This window comes from Tatumella sp. JGM130 (assembly GCF_018257525.1).
Lineage (GTDB): Bacteria > Pseudomonadota > Gammaproteobacteria > Enterobacterales > Enterobacteriaceae > Tatumella > Tatumella punctata.
Genome location: NZ_JAERJS010000005.1, coordinates 135,159 through 156,429 on the forward strand (window position 1 = coordinate 135,159; position 21,271 = coordinate 156,429).

General features: G+C 49.4%; 24 protein-coding genes and 1 pseudogene. 18 read left to right on the forward strand and 7 right to left on the reverse strand.

Annotation, left to right across the window (positions count from 1 at the left end):
• Window positions 1-5 precede the first annotated feature (5 nt).
• The 3 genes from ppiA to JK211_RS04110 all read left to right on the forward strand — a co-directional run bounded on the left by ppiA (window position 6) and on the right by JK211_RS04110 (window position 2,573).
• Entirely contained in the window at window positions 6-563 is a 558-nt protein-coding gene (gene ppiA, locus JK211_RS04100; protein ID WP_212707400.1) for a peptidylprolyl isomerase A, read from the forward strand.
• 125 nt (window positions 564-688) lie between these two features.
• On the forward strand, window positions 689-1,270 hold the full coding sequence (locus JK211_RS04105; protein WP_212707401.1) for an aminodeoxychorismate/anthranilate synthase component II: 582 nt from the start codon (window positions 689-691) through the stop codon (window positions 1,268-1,270).
• A gap of 85 nt (window positions 1,271-1,355) precedes the next feature.
• The gene (locus JK211_RS04110; RefSeq protein WP_212707402.1) at window positions 1,356-2,573 is read left to right on the forward strand and encodes an aspartate aminotransferase family protein; all 1,218 of its coding nucleotides are present in this window, start codon (window positions 1,356-1,358) and stop codon (window positions 2,571-2,573) included.
• 43 nt (window positions 2,574-2,616) lie between these two features.
• Here the strand turns inward: JK211_RS04110 and JK211_RS04115 are convergent, their stop codons facing one another.
• Both JK211_RS04115 and crp read right to left on the reverse strand, forming a co-directional pair.
• Window positions 2,617-4,692 carry a YccS/YhfK family putative transporter gene (locus JK211_RS04115; RefSeq protein WP_212707403.1) on the reverse strand — a complete coding sequence of 692 codons (2,076 nt, stop codon included), beginning with the start codon at window positions 4,690-4,692 and terminating at the stop codon, window positions 2,617-2,619.
• A gap of 71 nt (window positions 4,693-4,763) precedes the next feature.
• A complete protein-coding gene (gene crp, locus JK211_RS04120; protein ID WP_212707404.1) occupies window positions 4,764-5,396 on the reverse strand; it encodes a cAMP-activated global transcriptional regulator CRP in 633 nt (210 codons plus the stop codon).
• A 301-nt stretch (window positions 5,397-5,697) separates the two neighbouring features.
• On the opposite strand from crp, the gene JK211_RS04125 reads away from it, so the two are divergent.
• Complete coding sequence (locus tag JK211_RS04125) at window positions 5,698-6,102, forward strand: OsmC family protein (protein ID WP_212707405.1); 405 nt, start codon at window positions 5,698-5,700, stop codon at window positions 6,100-6,102.
• A 38-nt stretch (window positions 6,103-6,140) separates the two neighbouring features.
• On the opposite strand, the gene JK211_RS04130 is transcribed toward JK211_RS04125, so the two are convergent.
• From JK211_RS04130 to JK211_RS04140, 3 genes are all read right to left on the reverse strand, one after another.
• Window positions 6,141-7,010 carry a phosphoribulokinase gene (locus tag JK211_RS04130; protein ID WP_212707406.1) on the reverse strand — a complete coding sequence of 290 codons (870 nt, stop codon included), beginning with the start codon at window positions 7,008-7,010 and terminating at the stop codon, window positions 6,141-6,143.
• Window positions 7,011-7,102: 92 nt separating this feature from the next.
• Window positions 7,103-7,318, reverse strand: a complete 216-nt coding sequence (locus tag JK211_RS04135; RefSeq protein WP_212707407.1) for a YheU family protein — start codon at window positions 7,316-7,318, stop codon at window positions 7,103-7,105.
• 2 nt (window positions 7,319-7,320) lie between these two features.
• A complete protein-coding gene (locus JK211_RS04140; protein ID WP_212707408.1) occupies window positions 7,321-8,337 on the reverse strand; it encodes a hydrolase in 1,017 nt (338 codons plus the stop codon).
• A 57-nt stretch (window positions 8,338-8,394) separates the two neighbouring features.
• On the opposite strand from JK211_RS04140, the gene JK211_RS04145 reads away from it, so the two are divergent.
• Window positions 8,395-9,003, forward strand: a complete 609-nt coding sequence (locus JK211_RS04145) for a LysE family translocator (RefSeq protein WP_212707409.1) — start codon at window positions 8,395-8,397, stop codon at window positions 9,001-9,003.
• A 170-nt stretch (window positions 9,004-9,173) separates the two neighbouring features.
• Here the strand turns inward: JK211_RS04145 and JK211_RS04150 are convergent.
• A pseudogene (locus JK211_RS04150) lies at window positions 9,174-11,081 on the reverse strand (ABC transporter ATP-binding protein).
• 126 nt (window positions 11,082-11,207) lie between these two features.
• Between JK211_RS04150 and kefG the strand changes: the two are divergent.
• The 4 genes from kefG (at window position 11,208) to slyD (ending at window position 14,551) form a co-directional block, all read left to right on the forward strand.
• Complete coding sequence (gene kefG / locus JK211_RS04155) at window positions 11,208-11,759, forward strand: glutathione-regulated potassium-efflux system ancillary protein KefG (RefSeq protein ID WP_212707410.1); 552 nt, start codon at window positions 11,208-11,210, stop codon at window positions 11,757-11,759.
• Window positions 11,759-13,570, forward strand: a complete 1,812-nt coding sequence (gene kefB / locus JK211_RS04160) for a glutathione-regulated potassium-efflux system protein KefB (RefSeq protein WP_212707432.1) — start codon at window positions 11,759-11,761, stop codon at window positions 13,568-13,570. Before kefG ends, kefB begins: the two co-directional genes overlap by 1 nt.
• Window positions 13,571-13,619: 49 nt before the next feature.
• Entirely contained in the window at window positions 13,620-13,814 is a 195-nt protein-coding gene (locus JK211_RS04165) for a YheV family putative zinc ribbon protein (protein ID WP_212707411.1), read from the forward strand.
• Window positions 13,815-14,002: 188 nt separating this feature from the next.
• Entirely contained in the window at window positions 14,003-14,551 is a 549-nt protein-coding gene (slyD, locus tag JK211_RS04170; protein WP_212707412.1) for a peptidylprolyl isomerase, read from the forward strand.
• 46 nt (window positions 14,552-14,597) lie between these two features.
• Here slyD and JK211_RS04175 read toward each other — a convergent pair whose 3' ends face one another.
• Window positions 14,598-14,816 carry a SlyX family protein gene (locus tag JK211_RS04175; RefSeq protein ID WP_212707413.1) on the reverse strand — a complete coding sequence of 73 codons (219 nt, stop codon included), beginning with the start codon at window positions 14,814-14,816 and terminating at the stop codon, window positions 14,598-14,600.
• Between the two features lie 283 nt (window positions 14,817-15,099).
• On the opposite strand from JK211_RS04175, the gene fkpA reads away from it, so the two are divergent.
• The 9 genes from fkpA to JK211_RS04220 all read left to right on the forward strand — a co-directional run.
• Window positions 15,100-15,912, forward strand: a complete 813-nt coding sequence (fkpA, locus tag JK211_RS04180; protein WP_212707414.1) for an FKBP-type peptidyl-prolyl cis-trans isomerase — start codon at window positions 15,100-15,102, stop codon at window positions 15,910-15,912.
• 166 nt (window positions 15,913-16,078) lie between these two features.
• Window positions 16,079-16,801, forward strand: coding sequence for a transcriptional regulator (locus JK211_RS04185; protein WP_212707415.1), 723 nt, complete (start codon window positions 16,079-16,081; stop codon window positions 16,799-16,801).
• Window positions 16,801-17,187, forward strand: coding sequence for a sulfurtransferase complex subunit TusD (tusD, locus tag JK211_RS04190; RefSeq protein WP_212707416.1), 387 nt, complete (start codon window positions 16,801-16,803; stop codon window positions 17,185-17,187). The genes JK211_RS04185 and tusD overlap by 1 nt, the downstream gene beginning before the upstream one ends.
• Window positions 17,181-17,546 (forward strand): sulfurtransferase complex subunit TusC, encoded by a 366-nt coding sequence (gene tusC / locus JK211_RS04195; protein ID WP_343877300.1) that lies wholly within the window; start codon window positions 17,181-17,183, stop codon window positions 17,544-17,546. The genes tusD and tusC overlap by 7 nt, the downstream gene beginning before the upstream one ends.
• Before the next feature lie 14 nt (window positions 17,547-17,560).
• The gene (tusB, locus tag JK211_RS04200) at window positions 17,561-17,848 is read left to right on the forward strand and encodes a sulfurtransferase complex subunit TusB (protein ID WP_212707418.1); all 288 of its coding nucleotides are present in this window, start codon (window positions 17,561-17,563) and stop codon (window positions 17,846-17,848) included.
• A gap of 124 nt (window positions 17,849-17,972) precedes the next feature.
• Window positions 17,973-18,347, forward strand: a complete 375-nt coding sequence (rpsL, locus tag JK211_RS04205; protein WP_003852912.1) for a 30S ribosomal protein S12 — start codon at window positions 17,973-17,975, stop codon at window positions 18,345-18,347.
• Window positions 18,348-18,442: 95 nt separating this feature from the next.
• Window positions 18,443-18,913, forward strand: a complete 471-nt coding sequence (gene rpsG, locus JK211_RS04210; protein WP_038016579.1) for a 30S ribosomal protein S7 — start codon at window positions 18,443-18,445, stop codon at window positions 18,911-18,913.
• Window positions 18,914-19,006: 93 nt separating this feature from the next.
• Window positions 19,007-21,121, forward strand: coding sequence for an elongation factor G (fusA, locus tag JK211_RS04215; protein WP_212707419.1), 2,115 nt, complete (start codon window positions 19,007-19,009; stop codon window positions 21,119-21,121).
• A 67-nt stretch (window positions 21,122-21,188) separates the two neighbouring features.
• On the forward strand, window positions 21,189-21,271 hold an 83-nt coding region (locus tag JK211_RS04220; RefSeq protein ID WP_249213279.1), incomplete at its 3' end, for a GTP-binding protein.

Consider the following 21,271-nt stretch of genomic DNA (forward strand, 5'->3'; position numbering starts at 1 on the left):
TTTTTATGTTGAAACGTACTCTGGCGGCTGCCGTCGCGTTGCTGGCTCTTTCTTCAGCATCGGTACTGGCTGATACTCATGTACTGCTGACAACTTCAGCAGGTAATATTGAACTGGCGCTTAATGATCAAAAAGCCCCGGTGAGCGTCAAAAATTTTGTAAGCTACGTTAATAGTGGTTTTTATAACAACACTGTGTTTCATCGGGTCATTCCGGGTTTTATGATTCAGGGCGGAGGCTTTACTGCCGATATGACGCAAAAACCTGTCGGTGCGCCTATTAAGAATGAAGCTGATAATGGGCTGCGTAATCTGCGCGGTACTATTGCCATGGCCCGTACCGCTGATCCTGACAGTGCGACCAGCCAGTTCTTTATTAACGTCGCAGATAACGCATTTCTGGATCACGGCCAGCGTGATTTTGGTTACGCAGTATTTGGTAAGGTGATTAAAGGGATGGATGTTGCCGATAATATTGCCCGGGTTCAGACCTCCAATATCGGCCCTTATCAGAACGTTCCTGTAAAACCGGTCACTATTCTTTCTGCGAAAGTATTGCCGTAACAATGACAGGCCAGTGGACACTGGCCAGCAGTCCGGAGGATAAATACCCTGCTACTGGTTCAGTCTCTGCCCGGAGTACAGATAACCAGACGATGCGTCTGACAGTCAGGCGGGGCATACCAGCCATGTTACTTCTTATCGATAACTACGATTCCTTTACTTGGAATCTGTACCAGTATTTTTCCGTGACCGGTGTTGAGGTCAGGGTAGTACGCAACGACGCTATTACTCTCCCCGAAATTGCTGCATTACCTTTAAGCCATCTGGTGATTTCTCCGGGACCCTGTACTCCGGATCAGTCCGGAGTCTCGGTTGAGGCCATCAGATATTTCGCCGGTAAAATACCTATTCTGGGTGTATGCCTTGGGCATCAGGCGATTACTGTCGCTTTCGGGGGTAAGGTGGTACGTGCCCGTCAGCCGATGCATGGTAAAACCTCAGTGATTACCCACAATGACAAGGGGGTATTCAGACGTCTGAATAATCCTCTGACCGTGACCCGCTACCATTCGTTAGTTGCGGAAGCAGAATCACTGCCTGAGTGCTTTGAAGTCACCGCCCGGAGTGAATCGGAGCGGCAGTTTGATGAAATTATGGGGATAAAGCATAAAACATTACCCATTGAAGGCGTTCAGTTTCATCCTGAAAGCATTATGAGTGAGCAGGGACTTCAGTTATTGAAAAATTTTGTCGAACAGGCCGGTTAATATTTGCCTTTGGTTGATTTTTTATGCATATTTTTTGACTTATTATTTATATTTTCATGCACGGATAAATCAGGCGGACAATTCAATGGCAAAAGAGACGATAGCAGTTAACCGGGAAACGTTTGATCAGGTCATTTTGCCTGTTTATGCACCCGCTCAGTTTGTGCCAGTCAAAGGTAAAGGCAGTCGGGTCTGGGATCAGCAGGGTAAAGAGTATGTCGATTTCTCCGGTGGAATTGCGGTAACTGCCCTGGGCCATTGCCACCCGGCATTGGTCGACACCCTGAAAACACAAGGTGAAACCCTGTGGCATACCAGTAATGTGTTTACTAATGAGCCGGCACTGCGCCTCGCCAGTAAGCTGACTGACGCAACGTTTGCCGAACGGGTATTTTTCGCCAACTCCGGGGCCGAAGCCAATGAAGCCGCATTTAAACTGGCCCGTTACTACGCATCGGTACGCCATAGCCCTTATAAAACCAAAATTATTGCTTTTCACCACGGGTTCCATGGCCGTACGTTATTTACTGTGTCAGTGGGTGGCCAGCCAAAATATTCGGACGGTTTCGGGCCGAAACCTGCCGATATAGTGCATGTTCCTTTTAATGATCTCGGGGCAGTAAAAGCCGTTATTGACGATCATACCTGTGCGGTTGTTCTGGAACCTATTCAGGGAGAAGGAGGCATTACCCCGGCAACACCTGAGTTTATGCAAGGGCTGAGGGATTTATGTGATCAGCATCAGGCGTTACTGGTGATGGACGAAGTGCAGAGTGGTATGGGCCGCAGCGGCAAATTATTTGCCTATGAACATTATGGTGTGACCCCCGATATTCTGACCACGGCCAAAGCGCTGGGGGGCGGTTTCCCTGTGAGTGCAATGCTGACAACAAATGAAATTGCATCAGCGATGTCTCCCGGTACCCATGGGACAACCTATGGCGGTAACCCTCTGGCTTGCGCTATCGCAGAAACTGCGCTCGATACGATTAACACCCCTGAGGTCTTACAGGGTGTAGAAATACGGCGTCAGTGGTTTACAGAGGAGCTGGAAAAAATTAACCGGCATTTTTCGCTGTTCAGTGAGATTCGCGGCAAGGGGCTGTTGATCGGAGCAGAACTGAAGCCACAGTATCAGCCGAAGGCCCGGGATTTGTTACATGCGGCAGCGGCCGAAGGTGTGATGATCCTTACGGCAGGTAGCGGTGTTATCCGTTTTACCCCCTCACTGGTGATCACCGAGCAGGACATACGTGAAGGAATGGCCCGTTTATCCGTAGCCGTCGGAAAGGTATTTGGCTAACTTACTGACCGCCAGCCTCCTTGCGGACGCTGGCGGGTTTGCTTCAGACTTTCTTTTTCTTATTTATCAGCCACTGTCCGTGACGGGGACGTTGTCGCCAGACAATCGACGAAATAGTCCGCATAACTCTCAGGTGGCTTAATATCTGATCGAGCTGCCGCTCCATAATGGTTACCGGCCCCAGAGGAACCTTGTCGGGAGTATCCATTACCGCACTGCTGCGGTCATCTTCACTCTGGTAACTCAGGCGCTGCTGACATTGTTGTAATGCAATCTCACAGGACTCCAGGTAGCTGCGGGCCAGCCCGGGGCTGAGCATAGTATGTTCATGGGCAAGCGTCGTCAGCACATTAATATGTTCGACAATAAACTGGCTATGGGTAACCCACAGATGCATTTCGTTCAGATATTCAGTATTAAAGCCGGGTTCCTGCATAGCCTGGTTCATTGAACTGAAAAGGGCATTATGCCGCTGGTTTACCTTGATTCTGATACTTTCCAACTCATCGGCGGTGTGCTGCGGAGCAAGTAAGATCTGCAGGGCATGCTGATAGGTCTCCAGGACATCCAGGGCATTTTTTCGTAACAGGGCACTTTGCCACTGCGGCCATAGCCATAGCATGCCGGCGAAAGCAATCAGGCACCCCAGCAGGGTATCCAGCAGGCGGGGCACCAGGAAATTCACCCCGTTAAGGGACAGTAACTGCAGGCTGTATACTGCAGTGACGGTGAAACCAATGGTTGCCCAGCCGTAGTACTGACGGGAAAAGAGATTACTGAACAAGGTCAGCAATAACATTGTCAGCAGGATCACCGATTCCGGCGCGGCCATTTTCAGAGACCAGGCGGCAATCATCAGGCCGGCAAATGTGCCGAGGGCACGGTGCTGAATCCGGACCCGGGTTGCAGCATAACTGTTCTGACTGACCAGAATAATGGTCATTAATACCCAGTAGGGCTTCGGCATATTCAAAGACAGGGCCAGAGTACTGGCCGTCATCAGCATGACCGAAAAACGGCCGGCAGTCTGCAGGGCGACAGACTTTAACGAAATATAGCTGCGTAATGCGGCCAGCAAGGGCAGTCGTCGCTGGCTGTCTGCCATAAGGTCACGGCGGTAGAGTGGTTTCCTTGTTTGCAGTACTGTTGCAATTTTACTGAAATGGTACAGATAGAACTGGCCGACAGGGTTATCAGGGTACTGGCGGACGATATTCTGTAATTCTGACAGAGACTCACGCATCGAAAAGTCCGCCGGAATCTGGTGATAAAGGATATTATCGGCGGTCTTGCGCAGTTGTCTGGCAACCAGATTAGCGGTGCGTTTGATAATTTCTCCCGACTGACTTTTCTGTACCAGATCTCTGACATCCTCACTCTGGCTGAGAGTCACTGAAATATGCTCCTGCAGGTCTTCTGCCATCATAAAGGTGCGGATCAGGTATTTTTCACGGCTGTTTTTTTCCGCGGAAAGCATATGGATTTGCTGATAGGCGGTGGTGATTAAATCGACGACTTTCTGCTGGTAATTCAGTAATGCGGGTAATGATTTATCATAATCACTGCTGCTGAGCAGAGTATATTTTTCCTCGCAATATTTCGCCAGAGCGCGGTATAACAGGCTGAGTGTTTCACGCAGCGGCTGATCCTTAGACAGCCTGAACCAGTACCAGTTAAACAGTCCGTACCATAAAGTACCGCAGCCATAGAGCAAAGGGGGGCCCCACAGGGGCATTCGTCCGACCAGGCTCAGCGTAAATGTCATGGCGATCAGGGACCCCGGTAGCAGACGTCCATGCAACGGGCTTATTTCACCGCATACTCCGATTAATAATGGAAGCGCACCGACAATAAACGGTAACGGGACATTACGCAGCAGCAGCCACTGTAGTAAGAAACTACTGAGCGCAAACAGAGTACCGCCGATAACAATTCGCTTAAAAAAATGGCGATGCGGGGTATCCAGTCCGGCGATATTGCAGCAGGCCGGTACCAGAGAAAACAGCAGACCTTTCTGCAGATCGCCGGCCAGCCATCCGGCGGCGACAGGAAGACACAGGATAAGTGTCTGGCGCAAGGCATAGTTAACTTCAGGGTGATAAACAATTCTGCGCCACATCAGATACAACCGCAGGTCAATAATAAACAAGACACGGCAGTCACCTGCCGTGCAGAGAACAGTATGATCCGTTAACGGGTACCGTAGACGACGATGGTTTTCCCGTGGGCTGAAATCAGGTTCTGATCTTCCAGCATTTTCAGGATCCGGCCGACGGTTTCGCGGGAACAACCGACGATTTGGCCGATCTCCTGACGGGTAATTTTGATCTGCATTCCGTCAGGATGAGTCATTGCATCGGGCTGACGTGCCAGGTTAAGCAGGGTCTGGGCAATGCGTCCGGTAACGTCAAGAAAGGCCAGATTACCGACTTTTTCCGACGTTACCTGTAAACGGCGTGCCATCTGTGATGATAAGCGCATCAGAATTTCGGGATTCACCTGAATAAGCTGACGGAATTTCTTGTAAGAAATCTCCGCAACCTCACAGGCAACTTTGGCGCGCACCCAGGCAGTACGTTCCTGGCCTTCCTCAAATAATCCCAGTTCTCCAATAAAATCGCCCTGATTCAGATAAGAGAGGATCATCTCTTTTCCTTCTTCATCTTTAATCAGAACGGCAACGGAGCCTTTCACTATATAATAGAGAGTTTCCGCTTTTTCACCCTGATGGATCAGGGTGCTTTTGGAGGGATATTTGTGAATATGACAATGGGACAGGAACCATTCTAATGTAGGGTCTGTTTGTGGTTTACCAAGAACCATTCTCTTGTATCCTTCTGTTGTAATCGTGCCGGAAACACAGGGGGTAAGATCCTGTGGGGCTTTGAAATCATAGGGCTTTTTTGTCTGACATTCGCGGTGACCCAGTGACACTTACTCTGGTGAAGACGACCGTTTTGCCATGGTTGTAATCGGGTAAAAATTATCTACCCCTCTGTTTGTAGCATACCCTGAGGAAACTGTCTCCTGTTGTATTGTCTGGCCCGGGTCATTGCCCGCAGATTGCCGTTTATCCTGTGAAGGAGTAATCTGACAGATATTTAATAAACTGAGAGTAAGAACAATGCAGGCACGCGTAAAATGGGTTGAAGGGTTGAGTTTTATCGGGGAATCAGCCTCGGGACATCAGGTCCTTATGGATGGTAATGCCGGTGACAAAGCTCCCAGCCCGATGGAAATGGTTTTGATGGCTACCGGAAGCTGTAGTGCCATTGACGTGGTGTCTATTTTGCAGAAAGGCCGTCATGATGTGACAGACTGTGAAGTTAAACTGACATCGCAGCGTCGCGAAGAAGCGCCGCGTCTGTTTACCCATATTAATCTTCACTTTATTGTCACCGGGCATAACCTGGCCGATACAGCGGTAGAGCGTGCAGTTTCACTTTCGGCTGAAAAATATTGCTCGGTTGCTTTAATGCTGGGTAAAGGGGTTGATGTTACCCACAGTGTTGAAGTGATAAGTCTGTAAGTTCATGGTGTCCGGATGCTGTCTGGCATCCGGACGTATTAGCGGGGAGCGCGCTGTTCGATCAATTGTTTCACCAGCGGTGTCATAATCAGCTCCATGGCCAGCCCCATCTTGCCTCCCGGCACGACCAGCGTATTGATATGTGAAATAAATGCCCCGTGGATCATCGCCAGTAAATACGGGAAATTAATCTCTTCCAACCCCCGGAAATGGATCACCACCAAACTCTCATCCAGTGAAGGGATGGTCTTTGCTGAGAACGGATTAGACGTATCAACCGTCGGTACCCGCTGAAAGTTAATATGGGTCCGGGAAAATTGCGGAGTGATATAGTTAATATAGTCATCCATCGACCGTACCACCGAATCCATCACCGCTTCACGGGAGTGGCCGCGTTCGCCGGTGTCTCTGACCAGTTTCTGAATCCATTCCAGATTAACGATCGGTACCACACCGACCATCAAATCAACTTTGTCAGCAACGTTGTGTTGTCCGGTAACAATACCGCCGTGTAATCCTTCATAGAACAAGACATCCGTATTCTCCGGTAAAGGTTGCCAGGGGGTGAAGGTACCGGGCTGCTGTTTCCAGGGCACTGCTTCATCATAGGTATGTAAATATTTACGTGAGCGACCGGTACCCTGGCGGGCATATTCGGTAAAGGTCTGTTCCAGCAGAGAGAAGTCATTGGCCTCGGGCCCAAAATAACTGATATGCCTCCCCAGATCCCGTGCTTTGCGGATAGCAACATCCATCTCTGGCCGGCTATACCGGTGAAAACTGTCTCCTTCCACTTCTGCGGCACGGATATTCAGTTGCTGGAAAATTTTACGAAAGGCGAGGCTGGTAGTACTTGTTCCGGCACCGCTGGAACCGGTAACGGCAATGATAGGATGCCTTGCTGACATAACGTTATGCTCCCTGAACCAATACGGCTGACAGCATTGTTAACATGTCTGGCCGCGGGTGTCATCTGTCGTAGTACGGGACAAATCCGCGGTTAACCGAAATTACGCGCTGGCATCAGTGTGACTGACTCATGTAATTCCGACCACACCACGACGATTTCCCCGGCGGTGAGCTGCCGGTGAATATCGGCCGTTTTTTCTGACAATGAACGCTCCTGTTCACCATAGTCTGTGCCTTCTCTGAGGACAAAAGACTCAATCAGATTATTCAGCGTATCAGGATCTATTTGCTGCCATGGAATGATCACAATTATTTATCCAGCCAGGTTGAAAGCCATTGAGGGATACGATGCTCCAGCCACATGACCGGGCGGGTCAGGGTACCACTGACGAAACCAACGTGGCCACCGTACTGACAGAGCTGGTAGGTAATGCTCGGTGACAGATGCTCCGGATTGGGAATGACATCAGGCACCATAAAAGGATCATCCCGGGCATGGATAATCAGTAACGGTTTTTCGACGCCGGAAAGCAGCGGCATGCCGCTTGCACGACGATAATAGTCGGTTGCATCGGTAAATCCATGGTTTTTAGACGTAATTTCATCATCGAAATCCCTTAGCCGGTGAATGCTATTCAGGCGTTCGAGAGAGATATCCAGCAGGCCGGGATATGCTTTCAGTTTCCGGCGAACACTTTTTTTCATCTGCGACAGCAGATAGAACTGATAAAAACGCGAAAAGCCCTGTTCCAGCTTAGAACTGCAGGGCTCCAGCATTAAAGGGGCCGACACGATAACGCCGGCATCCAACAGACAGTCACTGCCCAGGGAGCCCATCATACAAGCCAGCATATTTCCGCCCAGTGAAAACCCGGTGGCGGCAGTCGGTGCCGGTCCCATCGTTTGTTGCATCCAGCGCAGGAAATAACTGGCGTCAGCAAAATCCCCGGAGTGATAGTTTTGTTTTTTCCGGTTCGACTCACCGCTGCAGCCCCGGAAGTGCATCACCACCCCCAGCCAGCCCCGTTTCTTAAATGCTGACAGCAGCCCGTGAGCATAAGGGCTGTTGATACTACCTTCGAGTCCGTGAAAAATAACAGCACGTGACTTATGTTGTGCATGTTGCGGATTTTCACTCCATGCCAGATCGACAAAATCACCGTCAGGTAGTTCAAGCCGCTGCCAGTAAGGCTTAATCCGCACAATCCGGCGCAGGATCCTTGGCAGAAGGGTCTGGATATGAGGGTTTTTCAGCTGAGGAATTGGGGTAAATTCCTCACCTGTATTACGACAAATTTTCATACCATCGGGTCTTGTCTGATCCATAACTCACTGTATAGTTTCAAAGGTTAATTTAATCCTGAGACAGGAATGGTGTCACGCATGGAAATGGGATTATTTCTCTCGCTACTGGGTTTTCTTTGGGTTGCAGCAATAACACCCGGCCCTAATAATATGTTACTTACTGCATCCGGTGCCAACTTTGGTTTTATTCGCTCATTTCCGTTAATGCTTGGCATTATGCTGGGCATGCAGATTATGCTGCTTATGGTTGCCTTCGGTATTGGCGGTCTTATTCTGGTCTATCCTGCTATTCATTTATTGCTGAAAATTGCGGGCAGCCTGTACTTACTCTGGCTTTCCTGGAAAATTGCCAGTGCGCCTTATGAAGAGCTGGATATCAGTAATCTGTCGGTTCCCGGGAAAGCCATGCCTTTCTGGCAGGGAGGGATACTGCAGTTAATTAACCCTAAAGCCTGGCTGATGTCACTGGGCGCGGTAGCCAGTTTTAGTCTTGCAGGTGCTCAGTATCATTCATCGGTGCTGGCGATCAGCTTTGCAATGTTCCTGGTGAATATTGTGGCCGGTATTATCTGGCTTAGCTTTGGTTCGTTTATCGGACGCTGGCTGAAAAGCCCCCGCGCCTGGAAAATATTTAATATCTGCATGGGGCTGCTTACCGCATCCTGTGTGATCCTTATCTGGCTGTAATACCGCCGAACCAGGGAATAACCGCCGGAGACTCCACACAGGTCATGATGACCGATGGATTTTAAATAAATCAGAGTCGGTCTGTCATGTAATTGTTGGTAATTTCTCTGCGGGCGCACGGATCCGACGTCGCAGGCTGTGTCCTGCAGACCCCCGGGGCCTGCCCGGCCTCAGGATGCTGCGGAGCTTATTGTTTCCAGTTGTTCCTGCAATTCCAGCCATTCCATTTCGCACTCTTCCAGCTCTGACTGGCTTTCTGCCTGTATTTTCAGGGCGGCAGTTAACTCAGTTTTTCTCTCCTGCTCGTAAATTCCCGGCTGGCTGAGTAACTGTTCATTTTCGCTGAGTGTGGTTTGCAGGACCGTCATGCGTTTTTCCAGCTGTTCTGTCTTTTTACGCAGTGGCTGGGTTTGGATACGCAGCTCTGCTTCGCGCCTTTTCTGGTCCTTACGGGCCTGAGCACTGTTACCTGACGCGGATTTTACCTCTTCAGGTGGTGTACTGTTTTTTTGCTGATTTGTCAGCCACTGCTGATAATCATCCAGGTCACCATCAAATACATCGACATTACCCGCGTCAACCAGATACAGGTCATCGGTGGTGGCACGAATCAGGTGCCTGTCATGGGACACCACGACTAATGCTCCTTCGTAATCCATCAGCGCTTCGGTCAGCGCCTGACGCATATCCAGGTCAAGGTGGTTGGTCGGTTCATCCAGCAGCAGTAAGTTCGGACGTTCCCAGACCACTAGTGCCAGTACCAGCCGTGCTTTTTCGCCGCCGGAGAATCGCCCTGTAGCCTCTTTGACTTTGTCGCCCTGGAAACCAAAGCCCCCGAGGTAGTCCCTCAGTTGCTGTTCCAGCACCCGCGGTGCCTGGCGTTGCAGGTGTTGTAATGGCGATTCATCTGCCCGTAAATATTCCAGTTGATGCTGGGCGAAATAACCCAGCTTAATACCTTTAGCCAGCGTTACTTCACCTTGCTGCGGTGCCAGATCGCCAGCCAGTAATTTGATTAACGTAGATTTTCCTGCGCCGTTACGGCCAAGTAAGCCAATACGTGAACCGGGAACCAGGTTAAGTTTTATCGAATTCAGAATCACTTTTTCGCCATAACCGGCCGTTACTTTCTCCATTTTGAGTAATGGATTTGGCAGGCTTTCCGGCGGCAAAAAACTGAAACTGAAGGGGTTATCCACATGTGCCGGGGCAATCAGTTCCATTTTCTCCAGCATTTTGATCCGGCTCTGGGCCTGTCTTGCTTTGGTGGCTTTGGCTCTGAAACGATCGATATAGTGCTGTAAGTGCTCTACCCGGGCTTGCTGGCTTTGGTAAAGTGCCTGCTGCTGGGCGAGTTTTGTTGCCCGCTGACGTTCGAAATCACTGTAATTACCCGTGTATTCGACCAAATCTTCCTGCTCAATATGCAGAATCTTGTTAACGGTCGGGTCGAGAAAGTCACGGTCATGTGAAATCAGTATCAGTGTGCCGGTATAACTTTTCAGCCAGCGCTCCAGCCAGATAACAGCATCAAGATCCAGGTGGTTGGTCGGTTCGTCAAGCAATAACAAATCTGATCGGCAAATCAGGGCCTGGGCCAGGTTCAGGCGCATTCTCCAGCCACCTGAAAAATCTTTTACCGGAGACTGTAATTGCTGCTGACTGAATCCTAAACCGTGTAGCAGGCTGGCAGCCCGTGACTGTATGGTCCAGGACTGAATGGCATCCAGTTTTCCGTGCAGTAACGCAATCTTATTACCGTCATTTTCTGCATTTGCTTGCGCCAGAGCATTTTCCAGCTGGCGAAACTCTCTGTCTCAGTCAATTACGTATTCGATAGCTGCCTGATCCAGCGCCGGCGTTTCCTGATTTACCCAGGCCAGCGACCAGTTACCAGGAAAATTAACATGACCGGCATCACTGTTAATTTCACCTTTCAGCAGAGACAGCAGGGTGGACTTCCCGCAACCATTTTTCCCGACCAGACCGACCTTCTGTCCGGGGTTAATGGTGGCGGAAGCGTTTTCCAGCAGTACCCGGGTACCGCGTCGAATTTGTAGCGAAGAGAAGACAATCATAAGCGCCGTATCGTCAGAATATGTTAAATTATCAGCTAAAATGAACCAGCGATTAAACAGAATATTTCGTAATGTGCTGCATGGTAGCTGAAATAGTTATCCGTGACGATGATTTGGAGGAGAACAATGTCAACACAGCCTAAAATCCTGCTGCTTTATGCTCATCCGGAATCACAGGAGTCGGTGGCAAACAGGGTCTTACTGGAGACCGCAAAGCGGCAGGAAAACGTGACTGTGCATGATCTGTATGCATTTTATCCTGATTTTTTCATCGACATTCATTACGAACAACAGCTATTACGTGAACATGACATTATCGTTTTTCAGCACCCGTTATATACCTACAGCTGTCCTGCGTTACTGAAGGAGTGGTTTGACCGGGTATTGTCGCGGGGCTTCGCCACCGGCAGTGGGGAGCATGCACTTGCCGGAAAGTACTGGCGCAGTGTCGTCACTACCGGAGAGCCTGAAACGGCCTATCATCAGCACGGGCTTAACCGTTATCCGATGACCGAAATCATGCGTCCTTTTGAACTGACCGCACAAACCTGTCGCATGCACTGGCTCACACCAATGGTGATTTACTGCGCCAGACGTCAGACGGCAAAGGCAATGCAAACCTATGCCAGTGCTTATCATGACTGGTTGTCTCAGCCGTTACCTCAGGGGGTTATTTGATGGAAGGTCCGGGCCTGTTAACCGCAGGTGTTATTTATTTGGGTGCAGCAGTGGTTGCGGTACCGATTGCTGCACGGATTGGTATTGGCGCGGTTCTGGGGTATCTGCTGGCCGGGATTGCTATCGGCCCCTGGGGTATCGGGCTGATCAGTGATGTCGACGAGATTCTGCACTTTTCTGAACTTGGCGTTGTTTTCCTGATGTTTATCATCGGGCTGGAGCTGAACCCTGGCAAACTCTGGGAGCTGCGTCGTTCAATATTTGGTGTAGGTGCTGCTCAGGTTATTTTCTCTGCTGTTATCCTCGGAGGGTTACTGTGGCTGACTGACTTCTCATGGCAGGCGGCCCTGATCGGGGGGATTGGTCTGGCGATGTCCTCGACCGCGATGGCGCTTCAGTTAATGCGCGATAAAGGGATGAATCGCAGTGAATCCGGACAGCTTGGTTTCTCAGTATTATTGTTTCAGGATTTGGCGGTTATCCCCGCCCTGGCACTGATACCTTTACTGGCAGGCAGTGATGGCCACCACCCTACCGACTGGATAAAAGTCGGTATGAAAGTGCTGGCGTTTGCCGGCATGTTGATTGGCGGGCGCTTTTTGCTGAAACCTATTTTCCGTTTTATTGCGGCCTCCGGCGTCCGGGAAGTGTTTACGGCTGCCGCATTATTACTGGTTATTGGATCAGCCGTATTTATGGATGCACTGGGGCTGTCAATGGCGCTGGGGACCTTTATTGCCGGGGTATTACTGGCAGAAAGTGAATACCGTCATGAGCTTGAGGTGGCGATTGAGCCGTTTAAAGGGCTATTACTGGGGTTATTCTTTATTTCTGTCGGTATGGCCCTGAACCTGGGGGTGCTGTACACCCATATTATTGAAATTCTGGTCGCAGTACTGGTGCTGGTCGCCGTTAAAACACTGGTCCTCTATTCTCTGGCCCGTATTTACGGTTTACGCAGTTCAGAACGGTTACAGTTTTCCGGTGTGTTAAGTCAGGGTGGGGAATTTGCTTTTGTTTTATTCTCTGGCGCGGCATCGGCACACTTGTTCTCAGGAGAACAGTTGCCATTGTTGCTGGTCACGGTCACATTATCCATGATGACGACCCCGTTGCTGATGCAAGGGGTGGATAAAATACTGGTCCGTCGCTTCAATAAATCCGGTGATGAAAATAATGAAAAACATTATGTCGAAGATGATCAGCCTCAGGTGATTGTGGTCGGGTTTGGCCGTTTTGGTCAGGTTATTGGCCGGTTGCTGATGGCGAATAATACCCGTATTACGGTACTGGAGCGGGACATCAGTGCGGTCAGTCTGATGCGAAAATATGGCTATAAAGTCTATTACGGCGATGCGACCGAACTTGAATTATTACGGGCTGCCGGAGCTGAAGGGGCACAGTCTATTGTGGTGACCTGTAATGATCCCGAAGATGCAATGACGATTGTACAGTTATGTCAGCATCATTTCCCGCATCTGAAAATTCTTGCCCGTGCCCGCGGACGTGTCGAAGCCCATGAACTGCTGCAGGCCGGAGTGACGCAGTTCAGTCGTGAAACCTTTTCCAGTGCACTGGAACTCGGACGTAAGACACTGATTACGCTTGGAATGCATCCGCATCAGGCGATGCGTGCCCAGTTACACTTCCGCCGTCTGGATATGCGGATGCTGCGTGAGCTGATGCCGAACCATGAGGATAACGGGCAGATTTCCCGTGTGCGTGAAGCCCGTCGTGAACTGGAAGATATTTTTAATCGGGAAATGCAGAAAGAAAAACAACAGTTTGATGGCTGGGATGAACCCGGCTAACCACCGTGATGTGATTACTTTCCGATAAACATAGCAAGCTGGAGCTGAAATGCGTAAACGTTTTATTGCCGGTGCTGTTTGCCCCCATTGTCAGCAAAAAGACACTCTTGCCATGTGGCAGGAAAACAGTATTGATGTTGTCGAATGTGTGAAATGTGGTCATCAGATGCGGGAAGCCGAAAAAGCGATTGCCGGTAATATTCGTCAGCATGAGCAGATTATTGGCGTATTTACCCCTGAATAATGCGGTTTTTTGTTTTTTTTCACACTGAAACTTACAGTGGGATTGAATTTCGCTACAATCAGCGCCATTAAGACCGGAGAGGAAATTAACCCGATTTTTTTCCGGTCAGGACCTTTCTGGTTGGTGTTATTGCAGGCAAGAATAAACCAATGAGACGGGAATTAAGCTCTCAACGGTTAGGAGATATCATGAAAGTAGCAAAAGACCTGGTAGTAAGTCTGGCGTATCAGGTACGTACAGAAGATGGCGTATTAGTTGATGAATCACCGGCAAATGCGCCGCTGGAATATCTGCACGGTCATGGTTCCCTGATTTCTGGTCTGGAAAAAGCACTGGAAAATCATGAGCCTGGCGATAAATTTGATGTGAATATTGCTGCGGATGATGCCTACGGCCAGTTTGATGACAATCTGGTGCAGCGTGTACCGAAAGATGTTTTTGTCGGTGTTGATGAACTGCAGCCGGGTATGCGTTTCCTGGCAGAAACTGATCAGGGTCCGGTACCGGTAGAAATTACCGAAGTCGGTGATGATTTTGTGGTTGTTGACGGTAACCATATGCTGGCAGGCCAGAACCTGAGCTTCAATGTGGAAGTGATGGCTATCCGCGAAGCGACCGCAGAAGAGCTGGCCCATGGGCACGTTCACGGTGAGAACGGGCACGATCACGGGCATGATCACGACCATGACCACGGTCAGGAAGGATGCGGTACCGGCGGCTGTGGCTGCCACCACTAATCCCTGCTAATACAGACAGCCACCGTCCGGTGGCTGTCTGCTCTGGTCAGTAATGAGGCGGTGGTGTCTCTTCTGACTGCGGGGCCAGCAATGAAGGCGCGGCTGTTTTTACTTTATCAACCAGCATGCGGAACTGCTCCCGTATTTTTCCCATCTCAAGTTCATGTCTGACGACAATCTGGTTCAGCTCTTCGATGGTCTGTTCCTGAAAAGCAATCTTGCTTTCAAGCGCTTCCAGACGTTTTTCCCATTCGGACGCTTGCATTATATTTCCTCATTATTTCGTTTCTGCGCCATGATGCGTTATCTGCTGCGATTATTCGAGCACTGCTGTCAGGATCTGGCTGATTTTTGTCTCTCAGTATGCGGTGACCTTGAAAATTCTCTTTTCAGCCCAATATCCTTTGAAACTTCCTGACGCAAAAAAGGTCGGAGGTTAACAGAGAATGATCGTGATGATGGTGTGTTACACCGTGATATACCGTTATAGTGTGGGTAATGAAAACACAATAATCACCGGGGTCTGATACTTCGGTTGGGAGATATGGATGAAATCATTGTTTAAAGTCTCATTGTTAGCGACCACTTTAGCCGTTGCGCTGAATGCACCTGTGGTTATGGCTGCTGACACGTCAGCCAAAACCACTGAGCAGGCACCTGCAAATGCTGCATTTAAAGATCAGACGCAGCAGTCTGCTTATGCGCTGGGTGCTTCCTTAGGTCGCTACATGGACAATTCTCTGAAGGAACAAGAGAAGCTTGGTATCAAGCTGGACAAAAAATTCCTGATCGCAGGTGTTCAGGATGCCTTTGCCGGTAAGAGCAAACTGTCTGATGCTGAAATCGAACAGACCCTGAAGACCTTCGAAGGTCATGTGAAAGCGGCCGCTCAGGCGAAAATGGAAAAAGATGCCAAAGAGAATGCCGAAAAAGGTGATGCTTTTGCTGCCAAATTCGCAAAACAAGCCGGCGTGAAAAAAACCGCCAGCGGGCTGCTGTATAAAGTAGAAAAAGAGGGCACCGGTAACGCGCCAGTTGATAGCGATACGGTTGTGGTTAACTACAAAGGTACCCTGATTAACGGTACCGAGTTTGATAACTCTTACAAACGTGGTGAGCCATTATCTTTCCGTCTGGACGGTGTTATCCCGGGCTGGACTGAAGGTCTCAAACACGTGAAGAAAGGCGGTAAAATTGAGCTGGTCATCCCGCCAGATCTGGCTTACGGTCAGAACGGTGTGCCTGGTATTCCGCCAAATTCAACCTTAGTCTTTGAAGTTGAGTTGCTGGATATTAAACCAGCACCTAAAGCGGATAATGCGGCAAAAGCGCCGGCAGCTGCTGCCACCCCGGCTCAGTAATTGTTTTACACCGCCGCACCTCTGCGGCGGTTCTTTACCCCGCCGCGCTAAAAGGGCTGGCTTAAGTGATCGACATTTGCCAGACTGATATTTCAATTATTTATAGTTTTTGAGTCTGCCCGGCTGTGCTTATGACAGGCTCCAGCTACCTGGGGTAATATCTGTAATGTCTAATCCTTTTAATCCCGGCGATATCGCTGATTACGAACTCCCGGAACGGTATCCGTTTGAACCGGCAGACTATGACATTCTGAAATCATATGAATCGGTTGTTGACGGGCTGGCCATGCTGATTGGTTCTCATTGTGAGATAGTGCTGCACTCGCTGGATAATCTGAAATGTTCGGCAATCCGGATTGCCAACGGTGAGCATACCGGCAGACAGGTCGGCTCACCTATCACGGATCTTGCCCTGAGAATGTTGCATGATCTGCAGGGTGAAAAAAGTAATGTCTCCCGTGCTTACTTTACCCGTGCCAAAAGTGGTGTACTGATGAAATCAGTCACTATTGCTATCCGTAATCATAGTCAGCGGGTGATCGGGCTGTTATGTATCAATATGAATCTGGATGTGCCTTTTTCACAGATCATGTCGACCTTTATGCCTCCGGAACTGCATCAGGTAGACTCGAGTGTTAACTTTGCAAGTTCAGTAGATGATCTGGTGGCCCAGACGATGGAATTTACCATTGAAGAAGTGACCAATGATCGCAATGTTTCCAATAATGCAAAAAATCGCCAGATAGTACTGAATCTGTATGAAAAAGGTATCTTTGACATTAAAGATGCGATTAACCAGGTGGCTGACCGGTTAGAAATTTCCAAACACACTGTTTACCTGTACATCCGCCAGTTTAAAAACGGTGATTTTCACGGAGGTGAACGCTGATGCGTTACTCACTGCTGGTGACCGGTGCCCCCTACGGGACACAGCAGTCATCCAGTGCCTTATTGTTTGCCAGAGCATTACTGCAGGCGGGCCAGCAACTTGAGAGCGTGTTTTTTTACCGTGAAGGGGTACTGAATGCCAATCGGCTGGTTTCGCCTGCCAGTGATGAAACTGATATGGTGCGGGAATGGCAGCATCTGCATCTGCAGCATGGTATTGGCCTGCATATCTGTGTGGCTGCAGCGCTCAGGCGTGGTGTGGCTGATGCGTCTGAATCGGCGCGCCTGCAATTACCCGCAGACAATTTACAGTCCGGTTTTACTCTGAGCGGGCTGGGTGCTTTTGCTGAAGCGGCCCTGACCTGTGATCGGCTGGTACAATTCTGATGAATAAAGTTGCCTTTGTATTTATGTCCGCTCCCCATGGCAGCAGTGCCGGCAGGGAAGGGCTGGATGCGCTGCTGGCGACAGCAGCCCTTAATGACCAGTGCGCTCTGTTTTTTATCGGCGACGGTGTTCTGCAACTATTGCCCGAACAGCAGCCAGAACAGATTCTGTCGCGTAATTATATTGCGACCTTCGGTGTACTGCCATTGTATGACATCGAACAGTACTACCTGTGCAGAGAGTCACTGGTCTGCCGTGGAATTCCTGATGACAGCGACTGGGTATTGCCTGCTGAAGTGCTGGATACCTGCGAATTACGTCGTCGTCTTACGGATTTTGATAAAATTGTCACATTCTGAGAAATAAACAGCAGATGCTACATACACTCATGCGCTCTCCCTGGCAGTGTGATTTACAGGGGCTGATAGCATTACTTTCACCCGGTGATGACCTGCTGTTATTACAGGATGGTGTGCTGGCAGCTATCGAAGGAAGTCAGTGCCTTACTGCATTATTACAGTCGCCCGCAACACTTTATGTGTTGCAGGAAGATATTACAGCCCGCGGGCTGGGCGAAAAAACCTCAGCCAGCGTGCAGCTAACAGACTACACCGGGTTTGTTAATTTAACCCTCCGGCACCCGCAACAGTTCACCTGGTAGCACAGAAGTATTGGTTATTTCTTGACACCTTTTGGACGGGGCCCTAAAATTCTGCGTCCTCGTAGAAATGCGAGGCGATTTATTACGTGTTTACGAAGCTAAAGCTAAATCCAGGAGCTATTTAATGGCAACAGTTAACCAGCTGGTTCGCAAACCACGCGTACGCAAAGTTGCAAAAAGCAACGTGCCTGCGCTGGAAGCATGCCCGCAAAAACGTGGTGTTTGTACTCGTGTATATACTACCACTCCTAAAAAACCGAACTCCGCATTACGTAAAGTATGTCGTGTTCGCCTGACCAACGGTTTCGAAGTAACTTCGTACATCGGTGGTGAAGGCCATAACCTGCAGGAACACTCCGTGATCCTGATCCGTGGCGGTCGTGTTAAAGACTTGCCAGGTGTGCGTTACCACACCGTTCGCGGCGCACTTGACTGTTCAGGTGTTAAAGACCGTAAACAGGCTCGTTCTAAATACGGTGTGAAGAAGCCTAAGGCTTAATGGACTCCGTTAAGTAAGGCCAAACGTTTTAATATAAATGTCAGAATAAACTCGTAGAGTTTTGGACAATCCTGAATTATCAACGGAGAATTTCCATGCCACGTCGTCGTGTGATTGGTCAACGTAAAATCCTGCCAGATCCTAAGTTCGGATCTGAGTTGCTGGCCAAATTTGTAAATATTCTGATGGTAGATGGTAAAAAATCTACTGCAGAAGCTATCGTATACACTGCGCTTGAGACCCTGGCTCAGCGCTCTGGTAAAACTGAACTGGATGCTTTCGACATTGCGCTCGAAAACGTGCGTCCTACAGTAGAAGTTAAATCCCGCCGTGTCGGTGGTTCTACTTATCAGGTACCAGTTGAAGTCCGTCCGGTTCGTCGTAATGCACTGGCAATGCGCTGGATCGTAGAAGCTGCTCGTAAACGCGGTGATAAATCTATGGCTTTGCGCCTGGCGAACGAACTTTCTGACGCTGCAGAAAACAAAGGTACTGCAGTGAAGAAACGTGAAGACGTTCACCGTATGGCCGAAGCCAACAAGGCGTTCGCTCACTACCGCTGGTAATTACCACGGTGTAGTTGTTAACCCGGCGGACGCTCTTGTAGCTAACCCGCCGTGGTTTACTTACATAGAACGTCCGGAATTCAGAGGAATCAAATGGCTCGTACAACCCCCATTGCCCGCTACCGTAATATCGGTATCAGTGCACACATCGACGCCGGTAAAACCACAACTACCGAGCGTATCCTGTTCTACACCGGTGTAAACCATAAAATCGGTGAAGTACACGATGGTGCAGCAACTATGGACTGGATGGCTCAGGAACAGGAACGTGGTATTACCATCACGTCTGCTGCGACGACTGCTTTCTGGTCTGGTATGGCAAAACAGTTTGAACCACACCGTGTAAACATTATCGATACCCCGGGACACGTTGACTTTACTATCGAAGTAGAGCGTTCAATGCGTGTTCTGGATGGTGCAGTAATGGTTTACTGTGCGGTTGGTGGCGTTCAGCCTCAGTCCGAGACTGTATGGCGCCAGGCTAACAAATATAAAGTTCCACGCATCGCGTTCGTTAACAAAATGGACCGTATGGGTGCTAACTTCCTGAAAGTTGTTGGTCAGATTAAAAGCCGTCTGGGCGCAAACCCTGTTCCATTGCAGTTAGCAATCGGTGCAGAAGAAGGTTTCACCGGTGTTGTTGACCTGGTGAAAATGAAAGCGATCAACTGGAACGAAGCAGACGCTGGCGTGACCTTCGAATACGAAGAGATCCCTGCTGATATGGTCGATCTGGCTGATGAATGGCGCCAGAACATGGTCGAGGCTGCTGCTGAAGCTTCTGAAGAGCTGATGGAGAAATACCTCGGCGGTGAAGAACTGACTGAAGAAGAGATCAAACAGGCTCTGCGTCAGCGCGTTCTGAACAACGAAATCATCCTGGTTACCTGTGGTTCTGCATTTAAGAACAAAGGTGTTCAGGCGATGCTGGATGCGGTTATCGAATATCTGCCTTCACCAACCGACGTACCTGCGATTAAAGGTATGCTGGATGACGGTAAAGATACTCCGGCTGAGCGTCATGCTGATGACAACGAGCCGTTCTCTGCGCTGGCATTTAAAATTGCTACCGACCCGTTTGTTGGTAACCTGACGTTCTTCCGCGTGTACTCTGGTGTGGTTAACTCCGGTGATACCGTACTGAACTCAGTAAAATCTGCCCGTGAGCGTTTTGGCCGTATCGTTCAGATGCACGCTAACAAACGTGAAGAGATCAGCGAAGTTCGTGCAGGTGATATCGCAGCGGCTATCGGCCTGAAAGATGTTATTACAGGTGATACTCTGTGTGATCCAAGCGCACCAATTATTCTGGAGCGTATGGAATTCCCTGAGCCGGTAATCTCTATCGCGGTTGAACCAAAAACCAAAGCTGACCAGGAAAAAATGGGTCTGGCTCTGGGCCGTCTGGCAAAAGAAGATCCTTCTTTCCGTGTATGGACTGATGAAGAATCTAACCAGACTATTATCGCTGGTATGGGTGAATTACACCTCGACATCATCGTTGACCGTATGAAGCGTGAATTCAATGTTGAAGCAAACATTGGTAAACCGCAGGTAGCATACCGTGAAGCAATTCGCGCGAAAGTTACTGATATCGAAGGTAAACACGCGAAGCAGTCTGGTGGTCGTGGTCAGTATGGTCATGTTGTTATCGACATGTACCCACTGGAGCCAGGTTCTAACCCGAACGGTTACGAATTTATCAACGACATCAAAGGTGGTGTAATTCCTACTGAATACATCCCTGCGGTTGATAAAGGTATCCAGGAGCAGCTGAAATCAGGTCCACTGGCGGGTTATCCGGTAGTTGATCTGGGTGTTCGTCTGCACTTTGGTTCATACCATGATGTTGACTCCTCTGAACTGGCGTTTAAACTGGCTGCATCTATCGCCTTTAAAGATGGCTTTAAGAAAGCAACTCCGGTTCTGCTTGAGCCAATCATGAAGGTTGAAGTTGAAACGCCTGAAGAGAATACTGGTGATGTCATCGGTGACCTGAGCAGACGTCGTGGTATGCTGAAAGGGCAGGAATCTAACGCGACTGGCGTAGAGATTCATGCTGAGGTACCACTGTCTGAAATGTTCGGTTACGCGACTCAGTTGCGTTCTCTGACCAAAGGTCGTGCTTCTTACTCCATGGAGTTCCTGAAGTACGATGATGCGCCGAACAACGTAGCGCAGGCCGTTATTGAAGCTCGTAGTAAATAAGACTACGGTTTAATTTTGAACAGATGCCTTCATCGGGTGATGAAGGCATAACGTAAGGAATATCGCCATGGCGAAAGAGCAATTTCAACGTAACAAACCACACGTTAACGTCGGTACTATCGGCCACGTTGACCACGGTAAAACCACTCT